The following is a 20,662-nucleotide window of genomic DNA, read 5'->3' as shown; positions in this document are numbered from 1 at the left end:
GTCCGGTATTCTTACTTCCCCGAAATGGGTTTTGCGCTTATGAAATCAATGAGTATTGCCGCCAGTGGTGAACTGGTTTCCCGAATTTCCACCCATCGCTGCGTGGTGGCGCTGGAACATACTGATTTTACGGACGTCGCGGCAGTCGTCATTACCGCTGCGGATAGTCGCAGTGGCATTCTTGCGTTGCTTAAGCGCACCGGTTTTCATCTACCGGTGTTTTTGTATTCCGAACATGTTGTTGAATTACCTGCGGGCGTTATGGCGGTAATCAACGGCAACGAGCAGCAGTGGCTGGAGCTGGAATCCGCAGCCTGTCAGTATGAAGAGAATTTGCTGCCACCGTTTTATGACACGCTGACGCAGTACGTTGAGATGGGCAACAGTACCTTTGCTTGCCCTGGGCATCAACATGGTGCGTTCTTTAAAAAGCATCCTGCCGGACGCCATTTTTACGATTTCTTTGGCGAGAACGTCTTTCGTGCCGATATGTGTAACGCCGACGTGAAACTGGGCGATTTGCTTATTCATGAAGGTTCGGCGAAGGATGCACAGAAATTCGCAGCCAAAGTCTTTCATGCCGATAAAACCTATTTTGTGCTTAACGGCACATCGGCAGCAAATAAGGTTGTGACGAATGCGCTGTTAACGCGTGGTGATCTGGTGCTCTTCGACCGTAACAACCATAAGTCGAATCATCACGGCGCGCTGATTCAGGCGGGGGCGACGCCGGTCTATCTGGAAGCTTCACGTAACCCGTTTGGTTTCATTGGCGGTATTGATGCGCACTGTTTTAATGAAGAGTATCTGCGCCAGCAAATTCGCGACGTTGCGCCAGAAAAAGCAGACCTGCCACGTCCGTTTCGCCTGGCGATTATTCAGCTGGGAACCTATGACGGCACTGTCTATAACGCCCGTCAGGTGATCGATACCGTTGGGCATCTGTGTGATTACATTCTGTTTGATTCCGCGTGGGTCGGTTACGAACAGTTTATCCCGATGATGGCAGATAGCTCGCCGCTGCTGTTAGAGCTTAACGAAAACGATCCGGGGATCTTTGTGACGCAGTCGGTGCATAAACAGCAGGCGGGCTTCTCGCAGACATCGCAGATCCATAAAAAAGATAACCATATTCGCGGGCAGGCGCGTTTTTGCCCGCATAAGCGGTTAAATAATGCCTTTATGCTCCATGCTTCTACCAGCCCGTTCTATCCGTTGTTTGCCGCGCTGGACGTTAACGCCAAAATTCATGAAGGGGAGAGTGGGCGTCGGCTGTGGGCGGAGTGCGTTGCGTTGGGGATTGAAGCGCGCAAGGCGATTCTTGCGCACTGTAAGCTGTTCCGCCCGTTTATCCCGCCCGTTGTTGATGGCAAATTGTGGCAGGATTATCCGACATCAGTGTTAGCCAGCGACCGTCGTTTTTTCAGTTTTGAGCCGGGGGCGAAGTGGCACGGCTTTGAAGGATATGCCGCGGAGCAGTATTTTGTCGATCCGTGTAAGCTGTTACTGACCACACCAGGTATTGATGCTGAAACCGGTGAATATAGCGACTTTGGCGTTCCGGCGACGATTCTGGCGCATTATCTGCGTGAGAACGGTATTGTGCCGGAGAAGTGCGATCTCAACTCCATTCTGTTCTTATTAACGCCGGCGGAAAGCCACGAGAAGCTGGCACAACTGGTGGCGATGCTGGCGCAGTTTGAACAGCATATTGAGGATGACTCACCGCTGGCGGAGGTGTTGCCGAGCGTTTATAACAAATATCCGGTGCGCTATCGCGACTACACCCTGCGCCAGTTGTGTCAGGAGATGCACGATCTGTATGTCAGTTTCGACGTCAAAGACCTACAAAAAGCGATGTTCCGCCAGCAGAGTTTCCCGTCAGTGGTGATGAATCCCCAGGATGCGCATAGCGCTTATATTCGCGGTGAAGTGGAGTTGGTGCGGATTCGTGATGCCGAAGGGCGAATTGCGGCAGAAGGGGCGTTGCCTTATCCACCTGGCGTGCTTTGCGTGGTACCCGGGGAAGTCTGGGGTGGGGCGGTTCAACGTTATTTCCTTGCGCTGGAAGAAGGCGTGAATTTGTTGCCGGGATTTTCGCCGGAGTTGCAAGGTGTCTATAGCGAAACCGATGCGGATGGCATGAAACGGTTGTACGGGTATGTGTTGAAGTAAGAATAAAAAAACGGGTCACCTTCTGGCGACCCGTTTTTCTTTGCGTAATTAGTGGCTAACCGTCTGTGTACCTGTGGGGACACGAACGTGTTTATATTTGAACATCGCCATGAACGCGAAGGCCAGAACCACGGAGTAACCTGCGAAAATCAGCCATACGGTCTGCCAGTCGGTAATGCCGTTTTGGGTGTACATCTCAACCACTTTACCGCTCACGATGCCGCCGAGGATACAGCCGAAGCCGTTAGTCATCATCAGGAACATCCCCTGCGCACTGGCGCGAATTGCCGGGCTAACTTCTTTTTCGACAAACACCGAACCAGAGATGTTGAAGAAGTCGAATGCGCAACCGTAAACGATCATCGACAGTACCAGCAGCACGGTACCGAACGGAGTCGGGTCGCCGTAAGCAAACAGCGCAAAACGCAGGATCCACGCCACGATACTGATCATCATTACGTTCTTAATACCGTAGCGGCTTAAGAAGAACGGGATGGTCAGAATGAACAGGGTTTCAGAGATCTGCGAAATCGACATGATGATTGACGCATGCTGCACGATGAAGCTGCTGGCAAACATCGGATCTTTGTCGAAGCTGTGCAGGAAGGTATTACCGAACATGTTGGTAATCTGCAGTTCCGCGCCCAGCAGCATTGAGAAGATGAAGAAGATTGCCATACGCTTGTTTTTAAACAGCGCGAATGCATCGAGGCCCAGCAGGGTTGTCCAGCTCTGATTCGCTTGCTGTTTAGCAACCGGAATATGCGGCAGAGTCAGGGTAAACAGAACCAGAACGGCGGAAAGGGCTGCGCCAATATACAGCTGCATGTGGCTTAATTCGAAGCCGGACAGGCTCACCACCCACATTGCCATGATAAAGCCGATGGTGCCCCAGATACGGATTGGCGGGAAGTCAGTAACGATATCCATCCCGGCATTTTGCAGGCGATAGTAAGAGATGGTGTTGATTAACCCAAGCGTTGGCATATAAGCAAACGAGTTAATCAATATCACAAGGAACATCGCTTCCGGCGTCGTGACCTGTGCTGCCATGAACAGCGTGATAGCGCCAATGGTGTGGCAAATGGCATAGACCCATTTCGCACTTAACCATTTGTCGGCCACAATTCCCAGCAGCGCAGGCATGAAGACTGCGGCGATACCCAGCGAGCTATAAACTGCGCCAATAGAAGCACCGTCAAACTTCAGGGTAACAAACATATAGGAGCCGAGGGTCGTCAGCCAACTTCCCCACAGACAGAACTGCAGAAAAGAGAGGATTTTCAGCTGCAGCTTAAGATTCATGTTAATTTCCTCACATCGTGATGCGGATGAGTGTTTGAAAAAGCACATTTGACCGTGCGAGATGATGCGATTCTATCAACTTCGCAGACTGGTTTTTTGTTACCTGTGGCAAATAATTGCAAACATTCCCAATTTGCAAAACGAAATTGTGATTTGGATAACATTTTTTGCCCCTGAGCATCGTCAGGGGCGGTAAGTGGAATTATCGGCGGCGGTAAGATTTTTGCGCCGTGTTCACTTTATAAAGATAACGGCGAGATTCCGCAGAGGGATGGCGGGTCGTCAGCGTCTGATAAACATCGCCCGGAGTCATGGTGTTAATAATATTAGCCGCCTGAATCTTATCATTCGAAAAGACTCGCAGCACGCTGCCTGCGCCGCCGTTATAGGCGGTGATGACGGCATAACGCCGCGACGTTGGGTTATCAATTCCGCCAAGATAAACATTATTCAGCATCGCCAGATACGCGGTGCCGGTATCAATATTGCTGGCAGGATCAAACAAGAAACTGCGGCTCGGCGTGCCGGATTTCCCCTGCGAGCGGAACACATCTTTCCCGGCAGTATGTTGTACCACCTGCATTAATCCCAGCGCATCGGAACGGCTGACCGCATACGGGTTAAAGGAAGATTCAGTCTGCATAATTGCCAGAATCAGCGACTCATCAACGCCATATTTCCGTGATGCCTGGCGGACCATACCGAGATATTTGTGCGCACGTTTATCAAGGTGGTTCGGCACCATGTTAATGGTGACGCTGTAGATGATACGCAGCCCGTTGCTGCGGCTCTTCAGACGGTTTTTCAGCACATAATCCGCGAAGTTGCTCGCGCGACCTTCCCAGCGAATCGGCTGCCCGGTGTTGTCCACCACCTGACCGTAAAGGAAAGGTTCTTTCGAAATCGTAATATCATCAACGTCGGAATAGAGATCGACCGAACTCGGATCGTCACCCATCAGCAACGTTTTGATTATTGCCCGGCGCAAATGCGCGGCAGGTTCTGTCCCGGCGATGGTTTCGATAGTGATCGTACCGTCATCGAAGTTGATGTGGCTGCGGGTCTGATATTGATCGGTGTATTTCACGTAGTCCTTAGGACCGGCGATCACCACCTCTTTGAAGCCCCAGATGTTCTCAATATTGTGGGCAAATTGCCCCATCAGAATATCAAAACCGTTGGTATCTTTGACCCAGGCTTCGTTATAGGTATCGCCTTTTTTGGTCGTCGAACAGGAGATGAGCAACGGCGCAATCAAAGCCAGCGCGAGATATTTTTTCATCATTCCGGGTGCGTGTTGTGTTTGTTTTTATGCAAGTTGCCGGAGGTGACCTCCGGCTCTGTTTTTATTTTTTATCTTCCGGCGTATAGCCCTCGATATGTACCTCTTTACCCTCGAACAGGAAGTTGACCATCTCCTGCTCCAGCAGCTTGCGGTGCTCAGCATTCATCATGTTGAGTTTCTTTTCATTAATCAGCATGGTTTGTTTGTGCTGCCACTGCGCCCAGGCTTCTTTGGAGATCTCGTTATAGATGCGTTTTCCCAGCTCGCCGGGGTACAGCTGAAAATCCTGACCTTCTGCTTCACGTTGCAGGAAAGTACAAAAAATCGTTCTGCTCATAAATCATCCTCTTTATCGACTCACGCGCTAAACCGGCGCGCCAGTGCGTAACTGCTGTAACAAACGCTCCACGGGAGCCGCCAGGCCAACTGACGGCGGTTGCGCTAAGTTATACCAGAGCGCATTGCCTTCATCCATGCAGCCGGTGAATGACGACACGGGAAGCCACATAGGCACAATATCTAAGTGGAAATGGCTGAAGGTATGGCGAAACGCGGTCAGCTGCGTCAGGTTATCGGCAGCAATCTGCCGTTGCGCCAGCCATTGCCGCAAACTTTCTTCATCGGCAAACTGCGGGAAACAGTATAAACCGCCCCACAATCCGCTCGGCGGACGCTGCGCCAGCAATACTTCATCTTTGTGCTGTAACAGCAGAAAGTAGCCGGTGCGCTCCGGTAGCGTCTGTTTCGGTTTTTTGCCCGGATAAAGCGACCAGCTATTGTTGGCGGCGGCAATACACCCGTTTTGTAGCGGGCAGAGCGAACATTTCGGTTTCGAACGCGTACAAATCATCGCGCCCAAATCCATCATCGCCTGATTAAACCGCTCCACGCCAACCACGGGCGTCACCTGCTCGCTCAAACTCCATAGTTTATTCTCGACCTCTTTTTTCCCTGGCCAGCCGCTTACAGCATAGCAGCGCGCCAGCACCCGTTTGACGTTACCGTCGAGAATCGGAAAGTGCTTACCCAGAGAAAGCGAGAGAATCGCGCCTGCGGTGGAACGCCCGACGCCCGGTAACGCGGCAACCTCATCAAAGGTTTCCGGGAATTTACCGCCGTGTAAGGTGGCAACTTGCTGTGCCGCTTTATGTAGATTGCGCGCGCGGGCGTAATAGCCCAGTCCGGTCCACAAGTGGAGAACTTCGTCGAGCGGCGCATTGGCGAGATCGGTCACCGTCGGGAAGCGCGCCATAAAGCGTTCAAAATAGGGGATAACGGTCGCAACCTGAGTTTGTTGCAACATCACTTCTGAGAGCCATACTTTGTAGGGCGTCTTGTCAATTTGCCAGGGCAGAGATTTTCGCCCGTATTTATCGTACCAGTCCAGAACCTGGGCTGAAAATTGCGACGCTTGCATGGTCACCGAATTCACTGTTGTTGGGGGCAAGATTGCAGCACAGCGACGGCAGGGTGTAAACCGGAACTTTCCGCAGCCACGGCCTTATCATGCTTGCATCCGGCAACTAACTTTGGATAATGCCCGTTTTCAGAACACTTTCACAAGCGACTAAATCTTTATGAAAAACGACGTCATCTCACCGGAATTTGATGAAAACGGCCGCCCACTGCGCCGTATCCGTAGTTTTGTGCGCCGCCAGGGGCGACTGACCAAAGGCCAGGAACATGCGCTGGAAAACTACTGGCCGGTGATGGGCGTTGAGTTCAGCGAAGATATGCTGGATTTTCCTGCGCTTTTTGGCCGAGAAGCGCCAGTGACGCTTGAGATTGGTTTCGGCATGGGGGCGTCGCTGGTGGCAATGGCTAAAGATCGCCCTGAGCAGGACTTCCTCGGCATTGAAGTGCATTCACCAGGCGTTGGTGCGTGCCTGTCTTCTGCGCATGAAGAGGGCTTAAGCAACCTGCGCGTGATGTGTCACGATGCGGTTGAAGTGCTGCATAAAATGATTCCTGACAATTCATTGCGCATGGTGCAGCTCTTTTTCCCTGACCCGTGGCACAAAGCGCGCCATAATAAACGCCGTATCGTTCAGGTGCCGTTTGCCGAACTGGTAAAAAGCAAACTGCAGCTGGGGGGCGTATTCCATATGGCGACCGACTGGGAACCTTATGCGGAACATATGCTTGAAGTGATGTCTTCTATTGACGGTTATAAAAACCTGTCAGAGAGCAATGATTACGTACCGCGTCCGGCATCACGTCCGGTGACGAAATTTGAACAACGTGGTCATCGTCTTGGTCACGGAGTATGGGACTTAATGTTCGAGAGGGTGAAATAATGGCAAAGAACCGTAGCCGTCGTCTGCGTAAAAAAATGCACATCGACGAATTCCAGGAATTAGGATTTTCGGTGGCATGGCGATTCCCGGAAGGTACATCGGAAGAACAGATTGATAAAACCGTTGATGACTTTATTAACGAGGTTATCGAACCGAACAAACTGGCCTTTGACGGCAGCGGTTATCTGGCCTGGGAAGGTCTGATCTGCATGCAGGAAATCGGCAAATGCACCGAAGAACATCAGGCGATTGTGCGTAAGTGGCTGGAAGAGCGCAAACTGGATGAGGTACGCACCAGCGAACTTTTCGACGTTTGGTGGGACTAAGAAAGCATACGGGCGATGACAAATGCAAAACTGTCTGATGCGCTACGCTTATCAGGCCTGGAAAGATGCACAATCGAGTAGGCCGGATAAGGCGTTTACGCCGCATCCGGCATGGATAACGTGTACTTTGTTATCAATCTGGGGCCAGCAAATGCTGGCCTGATTTGTTCTTGAGGGAAGACTATGATGCGCAAAATGCTGCTGGCGGCAGCACTTTCAGTGACGGCAATGACCGCTCACGCCGACTACCAGTGCAGCGTCACGCCGCGTGATGATGTGATTGTCAGCCCGCAAACCGTGCAGGTGAAGGGCGAAAACGGCAATCTGGTGATCACGCCAGACGGCAACGTGATGTATAACGGTAAGCAATATTCCCTGAACGCCGCCCAGCGCGAGCAGGCGAAGGATTATCAGGCTGAATTGCGTAGCACGCTGCCGTGGATTGATGAAGGCGCGAAAAGCCGCGTCGAGAAAGCCCGTATCGCGCTGGATAAAATTATCGTTCAGGAGATGGGCGAAAACAGCAAAATGCGCAGCCGTCTGACCAAACTTGATGCGCAGCTGAAAGAGCAGATGAACCGCATTATCGAAACGCGCAGCGACGGCCTGACGTTTCACTATAAAGCCATTGATCAGGTTCGCGCCGAAGGTCAACAATTAGTGAATCAGGCAATGGGCGGAATTTTACAGGACAGCATTAATGAAATGGGCGCGAAAGCGGTGCTGAAAAGCGGCGGTAACCCATTACAGAACGTGCTGGGAAGCCTGGGGGGGCTGCAATCCTCAATCCAAACCGAATGGAAAAAGCAGGAAAAAGATTTCCAACAGTTTGGCAAAGATGTTTGTAGCCGCGTTGTGACTCTGGAAGATAGTCGCAAAGCCCTGGTCGGGAATTTAAAATAATCCTCTATTTTAAGACGGCATAATACTTTTTTATGCCGTTTAATTCTTCGTTTTGTTACCTGCCTCTAACTTTGTAGATCTCCAAAATATATTCACGTTGTAAATTGTTTAACGTCAAATTTCCCATACAAAGCTAAGGGATAATGCGTAGCGTTCACGTAACTGGAGGAATGAAATGGAGTTTTTCAAAAAGACGGCACTTGCCGCACTGGTTATGGGTTTTAGTGGTGCAGCATTGGCATTACCCAATATCACCATTTTAGCAACCGGCGGGACCATTGCCGGTGGTGGTGACTCCGCAACCAAATCTAACTACACAGCGGGTAAAGTTGGCGTAGAAAATCTGGTTAATGCGGTGCCGCAACTGAAGGACATTGCGAACGTTAAAGGCGAGCAGGTAGTGAATATCGGCTCCCAGGACATGAACGATAATGTCTGGCTGACACTGGCGAAAAAAATTAACACCGACTGCGATAAAACCGACGGCTTCGTCATTACTCACGGTACCGACACGATGGAAGAAACCGCTTACTTCCTCGACCTGACGGTGAAATGCGACAAACCGGTGGTGATGGTCGGCGCAATGCGCCCGTCCACGTCCATGAGCGCAGACGGTCCATTCAACCTGTATAACGCGGTAGTGACCGCAGCTGATAAAGCCTCCGCTAATCGTGGCGTGCTGGTGGTGATGAACGACACCGTACTGGACGGTCGCGATGTCACCAAAACCAACACCACCGACGTAGCGACTTTCAAGTCTGTTAACTACGGTCCTCTGGGTTACATTCACAACGGTAAGATTGACTACCAACGTACCCCGGCACGTAAGCATACCAGCGACACGCCGTTCGATGTCTCTAAGCTGAATGAACTGCCGAAAGTCGGCATCGTTTATAACTACGCTAACGCATCCGATCTTCCGGCTAAAGCACTGGTAGATGCGGGCTATGATGGCATCGTCAGCGCTGGTGTGGGTAACGGTAACCTGTATAAATCCGTGTTCGACACTTTGGCGACCGCCGCGAAAAACGGCACTGCAGTAGTGCGTTCTTCCCGCGTACCGACGGGCGCTACCACTCAGGATGCCGAAGTGGATGATGCGAAATATGGCTTCGTGGCCTCTGGCACGCTGAACCCGCAAAAAGCGCGCGTTCTGCTGCAACTGGCTCTGACGCAAACCAAAGATCCGCAGCAGATCCAGCAGCTCTTCAATCAGTACTAATCACCTCGCCCCGGTATCGTGCCGGGGCTTTTCACTTCAGACTCACGTCCATTGCCAATTTTCATCACCCTAATGATAATCACCGGAATAAATTATTCCGCGCGAGGGTTTTCGGGTGAAAAAGCAATGGATTGTTGGCACGGCGCTGCTTATGTTGATGACTGGTAATGCCTGGGCAGATGGCGAACCGCCAACTGAAAATATCTTAAAAGATCAATTCAAAAAGCAGTATCACGGCATTCTCAAGCTTGATGCCATCAGCTTAAAAAATCTTGATGCTAAGGGTAATCAGGCCACCTGGTCAGCGGAAGGCGATGTCTCTTCCAGTGACGATCTCTATACCTGGGTCGGTCAGTTGGCAGATTACGAACTACTCGAACAGACCTGGACGAAAGATAAACCGGTAAAATTCTCGGCGATGTTAACCAGTAAAGGAACGCCCGCGTCTGGCTGGTCGGTGAACTTTTACTCTTTTCAGGCGGCAGCCAGCGATCGTGGGCGGGTGGTCGACGATATCAAAACGAATAATAAATATCTGATCGTGAATAGCGAAGATTTCAATTATCGCTTTAGTCAGCTTGAATCAGCGTTGAATACCCAGAAGAACTCGATTCCTGCGCTGGAAAAGGAAGTGAAAGCGCTTGATAAGCAAATGGTGGCGGCGCAGAAAGCAGCGGATGCATATTGGGGAAAAGATGCAAACGGTAAGCAAATGACCCGCGAAGACGCATTTAAAAAAATTCACCAACAGCGTGATGAGTTTAATAAACAGAACGATAGCGAGGCGTTCGCGGTTAAATATGACAAAGAGGTTTATCAACCGGCGATTGCGGCATGTCATAAACAGAGTGCAGAGTGTTATGAAGTGCCGATTCAGCAGAAGCGAGATTTCGATATCAACGAACAACGGCGACAGACTTTTCTGCAATCACAAAAACTTAGCCGTAAATTGCAGGATGACTGGATAACGCTCGAAAAAGGGCAATATCCGTTAACGATGAAAGTTTCAGAAATAAACAGTAAAAAAGTCGCGATTTTGATGAAAATTGATGATATCAACCAGGCTAATGAACGCTGGAAAAAAGATACCGAACAATTGCGGCGCAATGGGGTGATTAAGTAATTTTTGCGATGACGCAAGAGTTGTAGCCGGATGTTGCGTACACGCCGCATCCGGCAATACAAATTTACTCAGCCAGAAAAAGCTCCAGCAGCGAATTTAAAAACAACTTCCCATGTTCCGTTATCTGCCAGTAATCCGCACATTCTGTGAGATAACCCTGAGCAATAGCCTCGTCTAACTGAGGGCGAATAACCTCTTCTGAAAGGCCAGTATACTGGCTAAACTCCACGCGCGGCGCGGCTTCCAGCAGACGGAAGCGATTCATAAAGAACTCAAACGGCTTATCTGCGGCTTCGACATCACGCTGGCTTTCCAGATACCGCCCCTGCATAAAACCACGCGGATGACGCGTTTTGGTGGTACGCAGAATGCGCCCATCCGGGAAGGTGACTTTGCCGTGCGCGCCGCAGCCAATACCGATGTAGTCGCCAAATCGCCAGTAGTTGAGATTGTGCTGGCACTGATAACCTGGTTTGGCGTAAGCGGATGTTTCATATTGCTGATAACCCGCAGCCGTTAATAACTGATGCCCTTGCTCGAAGATATCCCACAATGCATCGTCGTCCGGCAGTACAGGAGGGCGTGAGCCAAACAACGTATTAGGTTCGATGGTCAGTTGATACCAGGAAAGGTGCGGCGGATTCAGTTCAATGGCCTGGCGTAGATCGCCAAGCGCCTCTTCCAGTGATTGATCAGGCAACCCATGCATCAAATCGAGGTTAAAACTACGTAACCCTAAACCGCTCGCCAGCTTCGCAGCTCGTTTCGCTTCTTGCGGGCCATGAATACGTCCAAGTCGTTTTAGCTTTTCTTCGCTAAAACTCTGCACACCAATAGAGATGCGGTTTACACCAGCACGCTGATAATCGACAAATCGATCGGCTTCTACCGTGCCTGGGTTCGCTTCCATGGTGATTTCTGCATCCGCTGCCAGCGGCAAACGCGCACGCACGCCGTCCAGCAGCGTTTGCATCGCCGGGCCAGAAAGCAGGCTCGGCGTACCGCCGCCAATAAAGATTGTCTGCACTTCACGGCCCTGAGCGTAAGCCACATCGTTGTCCAGATCGTTAAGCAGGTGCTGAACATAATCGTCGTGCGGCACTTCTCCTTTCAACGCGTGAGAGTTGAAATCGCAGTACGGACATTTCTGCACGCACCACGGGATGTGAATGTAGAGACTCAGCGGCGGTAATTTAACCATTTCGTAAAGCGTCCAACAGCAGTTTCAATGCCTGACCACGGTGGGAAATGGCGCTCTTTTCTTCGCGGGTCAGTTCGGCAGCAGTTTTACCTTCGGAAGGCACGAAGAAGATTGGATCATAACCAAAGCCGCCAGTACCCACCGGTTCACGAGTAATCACGCCCGGCCAGCTACCGTGGCACACCAGCGGAGTCGGATCTTCCGCGTGGCGCAGATATACCAGCACGCAGTGGAAACGCGCTTGACGTTGGTTGTCCGGTACGTCTTTTAGAGTTTCCAGCAGTTTTTGCAGATTTTTTTGATCGGTCGCGTCTTCACCGGAATAACGTGCGGAGTAAATCCCAGGCGCGCCGCCAAGCACATCTACCGCCAGACCAGAGTCGTCGGCAATTGCTGGTAAACCGGTCACTTTTGCCGCGTGTCGTGCTTTCAGAATCGCGTTTTCGATAAAGGTCAGGCCGGTTTCTTCGGCAGAATCTACGCCGAGGTCTGTTTGGGCCACGATATCAAGACCGAAGTCGCTAAGCAGCGACGCCAGCTCACGCACTTTACCGGCATTGCCGGTTGCGAGGACAACTTTTTGCATAGGATACCTAATTAATTAACGCCGCGATTTCTGGCGGGATTTGTTGCGGATTAATGATTTTAATTTGTTTGTGGCGGCCAAGTTCACCTTTCTCAATCACCACCTGGCTTTTGGCTACCCGGAATTGCTTGCCGAGAAACTTCACCAGATGGCTGTTGGCCTGGCCGTCAACCGGCGGCGCGGTAATGGCGACTTTTACTTCGTCGCCATGTAAACCGACAATAGAATCACGGCTGGCTTTCGGCTGAATATAAAGCCGTAAAACCAGACCGTCATCATTAACTGTTACGGCACTCATAACGCCATCCACAGCCCCGGTAGTAGCATATTTCCGGTCGCCTGCAGTACTTCTGCGATACCCATATTAATGACATACAGCAGCAGAACGAGGATCATCGGCGAGAAATCAATCCCACCCATTGCTGGCAGCAGGCGGCGAATCGGGCGCAGCAGTGGATCGGCCAGCTGGATCAGGACGTATTCAATCGGGCTACGACCCTGGCTTACCCAGCTCATAATCGCCATCACCAGCAGGACCCAGAAAATCAACAGGCCGATGGTTTTCAGCAAAATCAGTAAACCAGCAATCCAGATGATCGGCAGGAAAGTCACGACTTTAAACAGCACGATGGCTTTGATAAAACTGAGAATATAGGCAACCAGCAGCGAGGCGCTGTCAATCGGTCCCATTGCCGGAATAACGCGGCGCAGTGGTCCGATAATCGGCTGCGTCACCTTCACCACAAACTGTGAGAAGGGGTTGTAAAAATCACAATGAGCCCACTGCATCCAGATGCGTAATAACAGCACCATGGTATACAGCTCAATGACCGTTGAAAGCAGGAAAGTCAACGTATTCATGGCGTTCCTTTAATTCCTTATTTTTTAGAGTAATCACGCGCACCAAAAATTGCAGTGCCGATACGAACCATCGTGCTACCTGCCGCAATGGCGGCTTCCATATCGTCCGACATTCCCAGAGAGAGCGTGTCGATATGCGGGTAGCGCGTTTTCAGTCCGGCAAATGCTACAGCCATTTGGCGTGCAACTTCAAACTGCCTTACATATTCTGACTCAGGCGCAGGGATCGCCATCAGCCCGCGTAGACGTAAACGCGGTAGTTCAGAGACCGCTGCTGCCAGCTCGTCCAGTTCAGCCAGTTGAATCCCGGACTTACTGTTTTCATCACTAATATTAATTTGAATCAGTACGTTAAGAGGGGGACGTTCTGCCGGGCGCTGGTCGTTCAGGCGGGTGGCGATGCGCAAACGGTCGATGGTATGACACCAGTCGTAATGCTCTGCCACCAGGCGGCTTTTATTAGACTGCAACGGGCCAATAAAATGCCATTCTAATCCTGTTACGCCCAGTTCCTGAAAGTGGCGAATTTTATCTACCCCTTCCTGAACATAGTTTTCACCAAATTGACGCTGCCCGGCATCAATGGCTTCTGCGATGGCGCTCGCAGGTTTTGTTTTACTGACTGCAAGCAGCGTAATTTCTTCTGGAGAACGACCGCAACGCGTTGCAGCCGCTGAGATTTTGTCCCGGACCTGTGCCAGGTTATGCGCAATATCGTTCATTTTCCGAGGATCTTAGTATGAATATGGAAGAAATTGTGGCCCTTAGTGTAAAGCATAACGTCTCGGATCTACACCTGTGCAGCGCCTGGCCCGCACGATGGCGTATTCGCGGGAGGATGGAAGCTGCGCCGTTTGATGAGCCGGACGTGGAAGAGCTATTGCGGGAGTGGCTGGATGACGATCAGCGGGCAATATTGCTGGAGAATGGTCAGCTGGATTTTGCTGTGTCGCTGGCGGAAAACCAGCGGTTGCGTGGCAGTGCGTTCGCGCAACGGCAAGGTATTTCTCTGGCATTACGGTTGTTACCTTCGCACTGTCCACAGCTCGAACAGCTTGGTGCGCCACCGGTATTGCCGGAATTACTCAAGAGCCAGAATGGCCTGATTCTGGTGACGGGGGCGACGGGGAGTGGCAAATCTACCACGCTGGCGGCGATGGTTGGCTATCTCAATCAACATGCTGATGCGCATATTCTGACGCTGGAAGATCCTGTCGAATATCTCTATACCAGCCAGCGATGTTTGATCCAGCAGCGGGAGATTGGTTTGCACTGTATGACGTTCGCATCGGGATTGCGTGCCGCATTGCGGGAAGATCCCGATGTGATATTGCTCGGAGAGCTGCGTGACAGCGAGACAATCCGTCTGGCGCTGACGGCGGCAGAAACCGGGCATCTGGTGCTGGCAACATTACATACGCGTGGTGCGGCGCAGGCAGTTGAGCGACTGGTGGATTCATTTCCGGCGCAGGAAAAAGATCCCGTGCGTAATCAACTGGCCGGGAGCTTGCGGGCAGTGTTGTCACAAAAGCTGGAAGTGGATAAACAGGAAGGAAGAGTAGCGCTGTTTGAATTGCTGATTAACACACCCGCGGTGGGGAATTTGATACGTGAAGGGAAAACCCACCAGTTACCACATGTTATTCAAACCGGGCAGCAGGTGGGGATGATAACGTTTCAGCAGAGTTATCAGCAGCGGGTGAAAGAAGGGCGCTTGTGACGTTGCTGTGTCTGATACGAATTGTAAACATGCCCGATGCGCAAGCTTATCGGGCCTTGTATTATCCCTCCTGTGCAGAGAAAATCGGCCAGTTTTCTCTGCCTGCAGTCCGCATGCCGTATCGGGCCTTAGGTTTTCAACCTGTTGCGTAGATTTATGCAGCGGACTGCCTTTCTCCCAAAGTGATAAACCGGACAGTATCATGGACCGGTTTTCCCGGTAATCCGTATTTGCAAGGTTGGTTTCACGATGGAACATGAACTTCATTATATCGGTATCGACACCGCTAAAGAGAAACTGGATGTCGATGTGTTGCGTCCTGATGGTCGTCATCGCACCAAAAAATTCGCTAACACCACTAAAGGGCACGATGAGCTGGTGAGCTGGCTGAAGGGTCACAAGATTGACCATGCGCATATCTGCATCGAAGCGACCGGCACCTATATGGAACCTGTCGCAGAGTGCCTTTACGATGCAGGCTACATAGTGTCAGTCATTAATCCTGCGTTGGGTAAAGCTTTCGCTCAGAGTGAAGGACTGCGTAACAAGACTGATACCGTGGATGCGCGCATGCTGGCAGAGTTCTGTCGTCAGAAGCGCCCTGCAGCCTGGGAAGCGCCTCACCCGCTTGAACGCGCGTTGCGTGCCCTGGTAGTACGCCACCAGGCGCTGACAGATATGCACACGCAGGAACTGAACCGCACTGAAACGGCGCGGGAAGTCCAGAGACCGAGCATTGATGCTCACCTTCTGTGGCTTGAAGCAGAGCTGAAGCGTCTTGAGAAGCAGATAAAAGACCTGACAGACGATGATCCGGATATGAAACACCGCAGGAAACTGCTGGAAAGTATCCCGGGTATCGGAGAGAAAACATCTGCGGTATTACTGGCTTATATCGGTCTGAAGGACCGCTTCGCCCATGCCAGACAGTTCGCCGCTTTTGCGGGTCTGACACCACGGCGTTATGAATCAGGCAGTAGTGTGAGAGGGGCAAGCCGGTTGAGTAAAGCCGGACATGTGTCGCTTCGCAGGGCGTTGTATATGCCTGCAATGGTAGCCACCAGTAAGACTGAGTGGGGACGGGCGTTCCGCGACCGTCTGGCGGCTAATGGCAAGAAAGGAAAAGTGATTCTCGGCGCGATGATGCGCAAGCTGGCACAGGTGGCGTATGGAGTGCTGAAGTCAGGCGTACCGTTCGATGCGTCACGGCATAATCCGGTAGCTGCGTAAAAATCGCGGAAGGGATGAAAAAAACAGCGCCTGACGGCGCTGTGTCTGGCATGCCTGCAATCTGGGAAACCAGGGTAGAAAAAAACTTGCAGGCCATAACAGTATCTACAAGGGAAGCGTAACTTTGAATTCGCACTCACCGTAGGTTGGATAAGGCGTTTACGCCGCATCCAACATGAAACAACGAGCACATTGTCAGAAATCTGTGCGCTAGTAAATCGCCTTAATATCCCTGCTCGAAATAACTTTCGAGAATAATAACCGCAGAGGCAGAGTCGACTTTACCTTTGTTGAGCGCCCGATAGCCGCCCTGTTCGAACAGACCGGAGCGCGCTTCCACGGTGCTAAGCCGTTCATCATGGAGCTTAACTTCAACACCAAAACGGCCATGAATACGGTTGGCAAATTTACGCGCTCTGGCAGTCAACGGCTGTTCTGTGCCGTCCATATTCAGCGGCAAACCGACGATGATTTCGTCCGGCTGCCACTCTTTCAGTAAACGTTCGATGAGATTCCAGTCCGGCGTACCGTCCTGCGCTTTAATTGCAGGCAAAGGGCGAGCGGTGCCGGTAATGCGTTGTCCGACCGCTACGCCAATGCTTTTAGTGCCGAAATCGAAGGCGAGTAAGGTTCCACTCATCAGGCATGCCCTGCCACACCAGGCATGGTGAGAATATCCACACCAATCAGTTTTGCCGCATCGCGCCAGCGGTCGGCAATCGGTGTTTTGAACAGAATATTCAGATCTGCCGGGGCCGTTAGCCACGCGTTATCGAGAATTTCTTGTTCCAGTTGACCTTTCTCCCAGGAGGCATAGCCCAGAGCCACCAATACGTCAGACGGTTGTTTATCGGTGCCGAGCGTTTCCAGCACATCGCGGGAAGTGGTCATCACCGTGTTGTCTGAAATGCGAATGCTGGAAGCAAAATTGGAGGGTGGAGTATGCAAAATAAACCCACGATCTTCCGCCAGCGGGCCGCCGAGCATAACCGGTTTATCCAGACGGATTGATTCATCACGCGGCTCCGGCGTGATCTTCAGCTTTTCCAGAATCCCTTCAATTTTGAGATTTTCCAGCGGCTTGTTGACGATGATCCCCATTGCACCATTGGTATTATGTTCGCAAATGTAGACCACGGAACGACGGAAAATCGGATCCTGGAGAGCAGGCATGGCAATAAGAAAGTGATGCTGTAAATTCATTGTCAGAGGTTCTGTTTCCTGGTTCAAAAAAGCAACAGCGCCCAGTATGCGTGGAAAGTAGGGCGCTGTCACTCAGAGTCTCAACGAGATCCTTCTCGCTAAGGTGGGTTACTGCTGCTGTAAACGTGCTTCGATGGCATCCATTAACATACCGGTGATCGACACCGGAAACTCTGCTTCAATCTCACGAATACAGGTTGGGCTGGTGACGTTAATTTCAGTCAGACGGTCGCCGATGATATCCAGACCAACAAAAATCAGCCCTTTTTCTTTCAGCGTCGGTCCGATCTGACGGGCGATTTTCCAGTCACTTTCCGTCAACGGACGAGGTTCCCCGCGACCACCGGCAGCCAGGTTACCACGGGTTTCGCCGCCTTGTGGAATACGTGCCAGGCAGTACGGTACAGGTTCGCCATCCACCACCAGCACGCGTTTGTCGCCATCTTTAATGGCTGGCAGGTAATTTTGCGCCATGCAGTAGCGAGTTCCGTGTTCAGTCAGGGTTTCGGCAATCACGCCAAGGTTCGGATCGCCTTCTTTCACGCGAAAAATAGACGCGCCGCCCATACCGTCAAGCGGTTTGAGAATGATGTCGCTGTGTTTCTCCCAGAACGCTTTCAGCTGTGCTTTATTGCGCGTAACCAGCGTTTCTGGTGTTAAGTCAGAGAACCAGGCGGTAAACAGTTTCTCGTTACAGTCGCGCAGGCTCTGCGGCTTGTTAACGATCAGCGTCCCTTTCTCTTCGGCACGTTCCAGAATATAGGTCGCGTAGATAAACTCGGTATCAAACGGCGGGTCTTTACGCATCAGGATCACATCGAGATCGGCCAGCGGCAGATCCTGTTCACCGACGAACGAAAACCACTCTTCGTAGTTCTGCTTCACGTTCAGCGTGCGGGTATGGGCGCGGGCTTCGCCATTGATCAAATACAGATCGCCCATCTCCATATAGTGAAGTTCGTAACCACGACGCTGTGCTTCCAGCAACATAGCGAAACTGGAATCTTTCTTGATGTTGATGTTTGCGATGGGGTCCATCACGATGCCGAGCTTGATCATTATTCTTCTCCGTTAGCCCAAATCGCCAAATCGTACTTGTAGCGCGGTAATGGCGGTGAGCGCAGTTGTCTCTGTACGCAAAACGCGAGGTCCCAACAGGATATCAGTAAATTGATAGCGGGCAGTCATGGCAATTTCATCTGCCGATAAACCGCCTTCCGGGCCAATTAGCAGGCGGACGCGTTCAACCGGTAACGGCAACGTATTGATGCTGTTACTGGCGCGCGGGTGAAGATTCAGTTTCAGTCCTTCATCCTGCTCTGCACACCAGGCTTCCAGATCCATCGCTGGACGGATTTCCGGCACCCGGTTACGACCACACTGCTCACAGGCAGCAATTGCAATCTTCTGCCACTGCTGGAGCTTCTTGTTCAGACGTTCACTATCCAGTTTAACGCCGCAACGCTCAGAAAAAAGTGGCGTAATGAGGCTTACACCGAGTTCGATCGATTTCTGGATCGTAAATTCCATTTTTTCGCCACGCGACATCACCTGACCGAGGTGAATATGCAGCGGAGATTCACGATCGTCGAGTTGGCCTTCCAGCACTTTCACTTCCACGCTTTTTTTGCTGGCGCTGGTAATTTCGGCGTCAAAGACCTGGTTGCTGCCGTCAAATAATTGCAACGCCTGTCCCGGCCCCATGCGCAGTACGCGCCCGATATGGTTGGCGGCATCTTCGCAAAGCGCGATGTGAGAATGGCTGGTCAGTGGTTCAGGATGATAAATGCGGGGGATACGCATAGTTAAAAATCCGCGTCGTCTCCCCACGCGGTTGTACGCGTGGGGTAGGAGTTAACAAAAAGAATTCCGCTAGTGTAGGTTAGCTCTTTCGCGCCTGGCAAGCGCGTTGCACATACGGGTTATGATTTCCCTGCACCTTCGCGATGCGTTCATCGCGCTCGCACTCCCAGTCGGTAACCGGATACATCTTGTTCCATGCGTTAAACAGCTGCGTTTGCTGGCGAGAAAGCGTCAGGTTGTATTGGTCACGCATATAGAAGTATGTGCGCGCAATGGCACCGCGTGCACGAGCTGGTGGCTCGGCGACTTTTTCTTTGAAATCGACCTTCATAGCGCATTGACCGTACTGGCCTTCGCCGCCATTCCACTGGCTGTACATAAAGTTGCCGCGATCGCCATTCACCTCACCGACTGACGGTTGCAGGTTATGCATATCGCTTTCCATCTTGCGATAAACCGGATCTTTGGCACAGTTTTTACGTCCACCGTCCTGCCAGCACTGGCGCTGGTGACCGAACTGCCAGGCGGGAACAACGTGTTCCCACTCTACGCGGCTGGCGCGGTTTTCATTTTTGCGCACCTGATAGCCGCACGATTGCAGATCAACAACGCCTTTTTTGCCCTGCCAGTCAATTTTACATCCGCAGTAAAACGTACCCGGCGCGTCAGCGTGGATTTTTACCGCCGCGGCTTTCGCCTGAGAAAAACTATTGATACCTTCGGCCAACGTCGGGCCGGAAAATGCTGCGCTCAGTACCACCGCAGCAATAGACAAATAACGGTACATCACTTACTCCGTGTTAAAACGAGCCAGCAACGTAGCGAAAGTTGTTTTGGTATGCAATCAGCCAGATCAGGAAAGTTCCTGATAGTTCAGGTGGTTATTTTGCAATCAGCTGTTCACCGCAATGAACACAGCGATAGACGGCCTCGCCACGAACTACGCGATTATGGCGGCGTACGGTAAGCTGATGTTCCTGGCACTTGCAGCGGTAGGGGAAGGTGTTGCGACGCACGGATTGCAGTTCAAACTGGTGCGTACGACGAGCGGGAACGCCCAGCACGCTTTCCATCATCCATTTCCACTCTTTGCCATGTGGCGCTACGCGGCCGAAATGTTTCCATACCAGCAAATGTGCCAGTTCGTGTGGCACCACTTCTTCAATAAAGGCTTCGCTGTTTTCCAACAGTAAAACCGGATTGAGGCGAATTTCATAGCTTTCAAGCCAGGCTGTTCCGGCGGAGGTTCCGCGCTGGGTGTAAGAGAGTTTTGGCTCCGGGTAGTTACGCCCTAGCTTCAGGTTGGCCTGGGCGAGTTTTTCCCGCAGGCGACGCATAACGGCCTGTTGGATGGCGATAGGGAGACGGGATGTTTTCATAGCGGCAGAGGATAGAGCGAAGAAAAGATGACTGCAAGAGGTG

23 protein-coding genes are annotated in these 20,662 nt (G+C 51.6%); 8 read left to right on the top strand and 15 right to left on the bottom strand.

The genetic code is table 11. The annotated features are described in order from the left end of the window. Positions 1-39 precede the first annotated feature (39 nt). Positions 40-2,175 (top strand): ornithine decarboxylase, encoded by a 2,136-nt coding sequence (speC, locus tag QUF14_RS18780; protein ID WP_024212221.1) that lies wholly within the window; start codon positions 40-42, stop codon positions 2,173-2,175. Between the two features lie 48 nt (positions 2,176-2,223). Here the strand turns inward: speC and nupG are convergent, their stop codons facing one another. The 4 genes from nupG to mutY all read right to left on the bottom strand — a co-directional run bounded on the left by nupG (position 2,224) and on the right by mutY (position 6,182). Next, positions 2,224-3,480 (bottom strand): nucleoside permease NupG, encoded by a 1,257-nt coding sequence (gene nupG / locus QUF14_RS18775; protein WP_001360964.1) that lies wholly within the window; start codon positions 3,478-3,480, stop codon positions 2,224-2,226. Between the two features lie 202 nt (positions 3,481-3,682). After that, positions 3,683-4,762 carry a membrane-bound lytic murein transglycosylase MltC gene (gene mltC, locus QUF14_RS18770; RefSeq protein ID WP_100733886.1) on the bottom strand — a complete coding sequence of 360 codons (1,080 nt, stop codon included), beginning with the start codon at positions 4,760-4,762 and terminating at the stop codon, positions 3,683-3,685. 64 nt (positions 4,763-4,826) lie between these two features. After that, positions 4,827-5,102 (bottom strand): oxidative damage protection protein, encoded by a 276-nt coding sequence (locus tag QUF14_RS18765; RefSeq protein WP_000091700.1) that lies wholly within the window; start codon positions 5,100-5,102, stop codon positions 4,827-4,829. A 27-nt stretch (positions 5,103-5,129) separates the two neighbouring features. Then, entirely contained in the window at positions 5,130-6,182 is a 1,053-nt protein-coding gene (gene mutY / locus QUF14_RS18760; RefSeq protein WP_024212245.1) for an A/G-specific adenine glycosylase, read from the bottom strand. Positions 6,183-6,342: 160 nt separating this feature from the next. Here mutY and trmB point away from each other — a divergent pair, with 160 nt between their 5' ends. The 5 genes from trmB to QUF14_RS18735 all read left to right on the top strand — a co-directional run bounded on the left by trmB (position 6,343) and on the right by QUF14_RS18735 (position 10,636). Continuing rightward, complete coding sequence (trmB, locus tag QUF14_RS18755) at positions 6,343-7,062, top strand: tRNA (guanosine(46)-N7)-methyltransferase TrmB (protein WP_000786916.1); 720 nt, start codon at positions 6,343-6,345, stop codon at positions 7,060-7,062. Beyond that, positions 7,062-7,388 (top strand): YggL family protein, encoded by a 327-nt coding sequence (locus tag QUF14_RS18750; RefSeq protein WP_001107564.1) that lies wholly within the window; start codon positions 7,062-7,064, stop codon positions 7,386-7,388. The genes trmB and QUF14_RS18750 overlap by 1 nt, the downstream gene beginning before the upstream one ends. Positions 7,389-7,571: 183 nt before the next feature. After that, positions 7,572-8,291, top strand: coding sequence for a YggN family protein (locus QUF14_RS18745; protein ID WP_000984793.1), 720 nt, complete (start codon positions 7,572-7,574; stop codon positions 8,289-8,291). A gap of 175 nt (positions 8,292-8,466) precedes the next feature. After that, on the top strand, positions 8,467-9,513 hold the full coding sequence (gene ansB, locus QUF14_RS18740) for an L-asparaginase 2 (protein WP_000394126.1): 1,047 nt from the start codon (positions 8,467-8,469) through the stop codon (positions 9,511-9,513). A 115-nt stretch (positions 9,514-9,628) separates the two neighbouring features. Further along, entirely contained in the window at positions 9,629-10,636 is a 1,008-nt protein-coding gene (locus QUF14_RS18735) for a DUF1202 family protein (RefSeq protein WP_000745202.1), read from the top strand. A 64-nt stretch (positions 10,637-10,700) separates the two neighbouring features. Here QUF14_RS18735 and hemW read toward each other — a convergent pair whose 3' ends face one another. From hemW to yggS, 5 genes are read right to left on the bottom strand one after another with little or no spacing between them, the layout of a single operon-like run. Continuing rightward, the gene (gene hemW / locus QUF14_RS18730; RefSeq protein WP_000239964.1) at positions 10,701-11,837 is read right to left on the bottom strand and encodes a radical SAM family heme chaperone HemW; all 1,137 of its coding nucleotides are present in this window, start codon (positions 11,835-11,837) and stop codon (positions 10,701-10,703) included. Then, positions 11,830-12,423: an XTP/dITP diphosphatase gene (locus QUF14_RS18725; protein ID WP_001174753.1), complete on the bottom strand. Its 594-nt coding sequence runs from the start codon at positions 12,421-12,423 to the stop codon at positions 11,830-11,832. The genes hemW and QUF14_RS18725 overlap by 8 nt, the downstream gene beginning before the upstream one ends. Positions 12,424-12,430: 7 nt before the next feature. Continuing rightward, positions 12,431-12,721: a DUF167 family protein YggU gene (gene yggU, locus QUF14_RS18720; RefSeq protein WP_001277222.1), complete on the bottom strand. Its 291-nt coding sequence runs from the start codon at positions 12,719-12,721 to the stop codon at positions 12,431-12,433. After that, the gene (gene yggT / locus QUF14_RS18715) at positions 12,718-13,284 is read right to left on the bottom strand and encodes an osmotic shock tolerance protein YggT (RefSeq protein WP_001094826.1); all 567 of its coding nucleotides are present in this window, start codon (positions 13,282-13,284) and stop codon (positions 12,718-12,720) included. The genes yggU and yggT overlap by 4 nt, the downstream gene beginning before the upstream one ends. 17 nt (positions 13,285-13,301) lie before the next feature. Beyond that, positions 13,302-14,006 (bottom strand): pyridoxal phosphate homeostasis protein, encoded by a 705-nt coding sequence (gene yggS / locus QUF14_RS18710; protein ID WP_000997802.1) that lies wholly within the window; start codon positions 14,004-14,006, stop codon positions 13,302-13,304. A gap of 17 nt (positions 14,007-14,023) precedes the next feature. On the opposite strand from yggS, the gene QUF14_RS18705 reads away from it, so the two are divergent. Together QUF14_RS18705 and QUF14_RS18700 are read left to right on the top strand one after the other, a co-directional pair. Further along, on the top strand, positions 14,024-15,004 hold the full coding sequence (locus QUF14_RS18705; protein ID WP_071988144.1) for a PilT/PilU family type 4a pilus ATPase: 981 nt from the start codon (positions 14,024-14,026) through the stop codon (positions 15,002-15,004). Between the two features lie 249 nt (positions 15,005-15,253). After that, complete coding sequence (locus QUF14_RS18700; RefSeq protein ID WP_000399629.1) at positions 15,254-16,234, top strand: IS110-like element IS621 family transposase; 981 nt, start codon at positions 15,254-15,256, stop codon at positions 16,232-16,234. A 223-nt stretch (positions 16,235-16,457) separates the two neighbouring features. On the opposite strand, the gene ruvX is transcribed toward QUF14_RS18700, so the two are convergent. The 6 genes from ruvX to QUF14_RS18670 all read right to left on the bottom strand — a co-directional run bounded on the left by ruvX (position 16,458) and on the right by QUF14_RS18670 (position 20,619). After that, complete coding sequence (gene ruvX, locus QUF14_RS18695) at positions 16,458-16,874, bottom strand: Holliday junction resolvase RuvX (protein WP_000017111.1); 417 nt, start codon at positions 16,872-16,874, stop codon at positions 16,458-16,460. Next, positions 16,874-17,437: a YqgE/AlgH family protein gene (locus QUF14_RS18690; protein WP_001339287.1), complete on the bottom strand. Its 564-nt coding sequence runs from the start codon at positions 17,435-17,437 to the stop codon at positions 16,874-16,876. Before QUF14_RS18690 ends, ruvX begins: the two co-directional genes overlap by 1 nt. A gap of 108 nt (positions 17,438-17,545) precedes the next feature. Further along, a complete protein-coding gene (gene gshB / locus QUF14_RS18685) occupies positions 17,546-18,496 on the bottom strand; it encodes a glutathione synthase (protein ID WP_000593273.1) in 951 nt (316 codons plus the stop codon). A 12-nt stretch (positions 18,497-18,508) separates the two neighbouring features. After that, positions 18,509-19,240 carry a 16S rRNA (uracil(1498)-N(3))-methyltransferase gene (gene rsmE, locus QUF14_RS18680; RefSeq protein ID WP_001300912.1) on the bottom strand — a complete coding sequence of 244 codons (732 nt, stop codon included), beginning with the start codon at positions 19,238-19,240 and terminating at the stop codon, positions 18,509-18,511. A gap of 79 nt (positions 19,241-19,319) precedes the next feature. Beyond that, positions 19,320-20,027 carry a deoxyribonuclease I gene (gene endA / locus QUF14_RS18675; RefSeq protein ID WP_000286514.1) on the bottom strand — a complete coding sequence of 236 codons (708 nt, stop codon included), beginning with the start codon at positions 20,025-20,027 and terminating at the stop codon, positions 19,320-19,322. 94 nt (positions 20,028-20,121) lie between these two features. Beyond that, the gene (locus QUF14_RS18670) at positions 20,122-20,619 is read right to left on the bottom strand and encodes a SprT family zinc-dependent metalloprotease (protein ID WP_001296359.1); all 498 of its coding nucleotides are present in this window, start codon (positions 20,617-20,619) and stop codon (positions 20,122-20,124) included. Between the last annotated feature and the right edge of the window lie 43 nt (positions 20,620-20,662).

Source organism: Escherichia sp. HH091_1A (assembly GCF_030295175.1).
Lineage (GTDB): Bacteria > Pseudomonadota > Gammaproteobacteria > Enterobacterales > Enterobacteriaceae > Escherichia > Escherichia coli_F.
This window is presented reverse-complemented; position numbering and strand designations above follow the sequence as displayed.